A 4371-nucleotide genomic window follows, 5' to 3' on the forward strand; every position below is an offset into this window, starting at 1 on the left:
CGCTGCCCCCCGACACCCTGGAGCAGGACAGCCAGATATACGTGGGGATCCCCGCGCGCACGCGCGAGAGCTTCGGGCCGTCGCTGTCGCGCTGCTTTACCGATGCGGGCTGGCCCATGCCCTCCCTTATACGGGAGTCTGACGCGGCCATGATATCCTGCCTGCAATCAGGGGCCGTCGAGCTGGACGATATGGAGCACAGCCTGCTGATTCTGGACTTCGGCGGCGGAACCTGCGACTTCACGCTGGCGGAAAATTCAGAAATCCTTCAGAGCGGCGGCGACCGTCTGCTGGGCGGACGCCTGTTTGACGACCTCTTTTTTCAGCTTTTCTGCCGCCACAATCCCGGTCTGGCGGAACAGACCAAGGCCGACAATTGCGCATACTACGTCCATTGGGTTTTGTGCAGGGCGGAAAAAGAACGCTTTTCAAAAATCCTGCAAAAAGACATCAACAGCACCGTGAGTCTGCACCTTTCCTGGTATGACGCACAGGGTACGCAAAAACACGCCTATCTGCACGACCTCACCTGGCAGCGCATTGTCAGCGCCGCAGAAAGCTATACGGCTTCGCAGCCCCTGCTGGACATGCTCCGCCAGTACGCCAACAAAGGCGCTCTCGGCAGCACGGCTTCGGACATGCTGCAAGGCCGCGAGGTGGCGCTCATATCCTGGTTCAAGGACATGCTGTACGACATCAAAAAACAGAAAGGCGTAGACAAGGTCATTCTTACCGGCGGCAGCAGCGGCTGGTTTTTTGCCCGCGACGCCGTACACGACGTTTTCGGCACAGACAACATCGTCATGAGCCCCCGCACGTATGAGGATATTGCCTACGGCCTCGCCCTGTACCCCATGCTGCTGGACACGCACCTCAAGATAAAAAACCTGCTTGAAGACCAGAGCGAGGCCTTTTCGCAACGGGTGGCGGAAATTGCCCAGGGCATTTTTGAAAAACACACCAAGCTGGCCGCGCAAACCTGCGCCGAGCGCATCGCGTCCAGAGACATCATGAGCGTTCTTGAATCCGCGCAGCAATCCCGCAAAACCGTGGAAGAGATAGAACGCGAAATCAGCGAAAAAATACGCAACGACTCCGGCTTGCTGAGCATCATCCGCGAAAGGACAGAAGCCGCTCGCACTGAAATAGAGCGGGAATTGCGCCAGCAGTTCAGCCGGTGGCTGCGTGAAAACGGCGTACACCTTGTACCCCGGCTCAACTTTTCGGCCCGCACCCTCAGCACCAGCTTTTTTGACGCTGTGCAGGTTAAGATATCGCGCCTCACACTGCTGAATACTATGGATGTCATGGTGGTTGCGGTTCTGCCCGGCGTGGCTGCCTTTGCCGTTGGTGAAAAAATGCTGCTCACCACCGGTGAGCCGGTGTCTGCCGTACTGGGCGGCGCGGCGGCCTTTGCAGGCACGTGGGCGTTGGGCAAGTTCGGCAAAAACTTTCTGCGCACAAAAAGACTGCCCCAGTTTTTGCTCAATGAAAAAAATCGTGAAAAAATCATCGCCAAAAACAAAGAATACATCCAGGAAGCGTTGGGACAGGCTTTTCAGGAAATCCGGCAGGACCTCATGGAAGACGCCAGAGCAAAAATACGCTACTCGCTCAAAGCCCTGCTGCAACGCCTCACAGTGCTGAACCATATCCGGGTGGAGCGCGGCGCGGCGTCATGATACGGGGCTTCCGGCGCACAGCTTTTGCGCAGGCTGCCCGCCACAACGCTCCAGGCGCGGGCTTCGGGGCATGCCGCAAACATGCCAAAGCCGCCCAATCCGGCCCGTACAGCCCGCCCCTTATGGCATGTTGCCATCTTTTAGAGCATTTTCGCATTGAGAATAGATATTCTCAATGCTTCCAAGACGCCCGCTCCGGCGTTTAACCGCGCAGATAAACTGCGCTTACGCATCCGCCAGAGCAATTTCACTTTGAAATTGCTCTATGATGCTGCGGTGCTGCACGGTTGCGTCACTGCCCGTCTGCACCCGGCGCGCCGGAAACGCACAGGCAAAAAAATTGCGGGAAAAAGCGGCCCCCGGCGGCGTTCCGGCAAGCAGTGCCGTGAACGTCCGTGGGAAGGGCCTGGGCTTTTCCCCGCACGTATGCGCCAGAGCATTTTCACTTTGAAACTGCTCCGGCGTCTGCGTGAGAAGGCATAAGCGCAATGTATTTGCACTGTTAAGCGCCGAAGAGAGCGTGTCCTAAACTTTGAGAATGTGCATTCTCAAAGTTAATCTGCTCTATAGAGCATTTAACACTTGAAATGCTCACTTACGGCATGGTGTACTCGCGCACAAAATTAAAGACATTGCCTTCCACTTCCAGGCCCTGCGCTTTGGCCTTGCCGTACCACACCTGTGCTTCGGCGGCGTTTTCCGGCACGCCCACACCGTATTCGTAGCAAGCGCCCACATAACGCTGCGCCTGGGCATTGCCCTGATTTGCCGCCATCTGGGCCAGGCGGAAACTCTCGGCGGGATTTTTGGCAAAGCCGTACTTACCTTGCCCGTAGTACAGCGCCAGATTGAACTGGGCTTCGGCATTGCCCGCATTGGCCGCACTGGTCATAAGCCTGACCACGGCGGCATCGTCTTTGGGTACGCCCTGGCCCAGTTCATACTGGTAGGCCAGAAGCACCTGGGCCTCGCTGTTGTTCTGCTCGGCGGCAAGGCGGAACCACTTGGCGGCGGTTTCCATATCCTGCGGCACGCCAAGACCGTTTTCATAGCAGCGGCCAAGGATGATCTGGGCGCGGGCGTTGCCGTCAGAGGCAAGGGGCTGCACCAGTTGCAACACCTTTTTATACTGCCCGATATTGTAGGCCGTCCACGCTTCATTGAGCTTCTGCTCTACCTGATCCGCAGGCTGCGCGGCCACGGTCATGCCCTGGAACAGAAAAAACGCCAGAGCCAGAACGATCGCACCAAACTGCTTTTTCATAAAACCTCCTCATGGCCCGTGTTTGTGCCGGACCTGATGCTGTAAAGAGTAGCGCCGGGAAAAGGGCTTGGCAAGGGCGGCACATGGCCCGTACCCGGCATGCGCACCATTCTTGGGCAAGAGCCGCCGTCACTTTTCAGCGGTTTCGGCGTCATTGAAAGGTTTCGTGCCACATGGCTGAAGCACAAGATACGAAGCTGTTTTTACATCATTTTTTTTACAGATTACTGCTCCGCGGCAAACACGCGGTCCTCTCCGCCCCCTTGACGCCCCGTCATCCAGAAGGCACAAACACGGCAAACACCATCTTTACTTCTTTATACAGGGCGCCTATCCGGGACATGCCCCACACCATTCACTCCGAAAACCTGTTTTCATGTGGTGAGAAATAAAGAATGAAACAGGTGAAACAGTTCAAAACCCCTTGCGCAGCCGAACCCCAAAAAGCTGCGCGGCAGGCGCTTACCTGAAACCAGGTTCAAATGCCTGGAACAGACCAGGAGGTCGAGCATGAGCCATCCCCCGCACAAGCCCCCCCACGAATCTTCGGAGGGGCATGCCCGACACGATGACACCCTGCCCGCCGTCTCCGCCCGGCATGATGGCCGGCATGACGGTCGCCAGGACGGTCGCCAGGATGGAAACGGCCATAGCGGCGATGACCAGCGCCGTGTGCTTGAGGCCGAAGTCATCCTTGATGACGGGCAGGAGCAGCAGAACAGGCAGGACCAGACCTATGGGCAGGAGCATGGCCGGGGCAACTCCGGCAGCAGAGGCTTTTTTTACAGCCGCACCTTCGGCGGGCGCGGGGCTGGAGGCTTTCAGGCCGGTGGCTCCCCCCTGGGACACATCTGGATATCGCAGCGCAATGACGCCAACGCCTGCCTTGCCCCGTGCGTGACCTTTGCCATTTTTCTTGTCTGTCTGGCGCAGTTCGGTTTTCTGGCGGGACTTGGCTTTGTTTTTTTCCACACCCTGGGCTCCATTGCAGGCACACTGCGCCAAATGCGCGGCATGACTGCAGGCAGGGTTCCCAATCCCTGGCTCTGGCGGTTCGGCAACTGGCTGTTCTCTTTTCTTGTGACGGTATGGCTTGCCGGGGGCTTCAACTAGAGCAGATTAACTTTGAAAATGTACATTTTCAAAGTTTAAGACACGCTCGCTTCGGCGCTTAACCGCGCAAGTAAATTGCGCTTACACCTTTGCGGCGGGCGACTGCTCACGCAGCCGCCAGAGCAATTTCAAGGTGAAATTGCGGCCGGTTTCAGGACAGTGAAACGAGCATGACATCCGATCCCTGGCTGGTTTATCTGCTGGAATGCGCAGACGGCACACTGTATTGCGGCATTACCCGCGATATGGAGCGGCGCCTTGCGCAGCATAACGGCGCTCTGGCCGGCGGCGCCCGCTACACGCGTGGCCGGC

Annotated in this window: 4 protein-coding genes; 3 read left to right on the forward strand and 1 reads right to left on the reverse strand. The window is 57.5% G+C overall.

Going from position 1 to position 4371, the window contains the following annotated elements; translation table 11 throughout:
• On the forward strand, window positions 1-1682 hold a 1682-nt coding region (locus V6C16_RS08525; RefSeq protein WP_333543010.1), incomplete at its 5' end, for an Hsp70 family protein.
• A gap of 595 nt (window positions 1683-2277) precedes the next feature.
• Here V6C16_RS08525 and V6C16_RS08530 read toward each other — a convergent pair.
• Window positions 2278-2946: a tetratricopeptide repeat protein gene (locus V6C16_RS08530; RefSeq protein ID WP_333535320.1), complete on the reverse strand. Its 669-nt coding sequence runs from the start codon at window positions 2944-2946 to the stop codon at window positions 2278-2280.
• 510 nt (window positions 2947-3456) lie between these two features.
• On the opposite strand from V6C16_RS08530, the gene V6C16_RS08535 reads away from it, so the two are divergent.
• Window positions 3457-4059 carry a hypothetical protein gene (locus tag V6C16_RS08535; RefSeq protein ID WP_333535321.1) on the forward strand — a complete coding sequence of 201 codons (603 nt, stop codon included), beginning with the start codon at window positions 3457-3459 and terminating at the stop codon, window positions 4057-4059.
• A 170-nt stretch (window positions 4060-4229) separates the two neighbouring features.
• On the forward strand, window positions 4230-4371 hold a 142-nt coding region (locus V6C16_RS08540), incomplete at its 3' end, for a GIY-YIG nuclease family protein (RefSeq protein WP_333543011.1).

Origin of the sequence: Desulfovibrio sp. 1188_IL3213 (assembly GCF_036763145.1) — a bacterium.
GTDB lineage: Bacteria > Desulfobacterota > Desulfovibrionia > Desulfovibrionales > Desulfovibrionaceae > Desulfovibrio.

Bases quoted from the DNA above. Each gene is read 5' to 3' on its own strand.
- V6C16_RS08530 (WP_333535320.1), bottom strand. From the start codon at position 2,946: ATGAAAAAGCAGTTTGGTGCGATCGTTCTGGCTCTGGCGTTTTTTCTG.
- V6C16_RS08535 (WP_333535321.1), top strand. From the start codon at position 3,457: ATGAGCCATCCCCCGCACAAGCCCCCCCACGAATCTTCGGAGGGGCAT.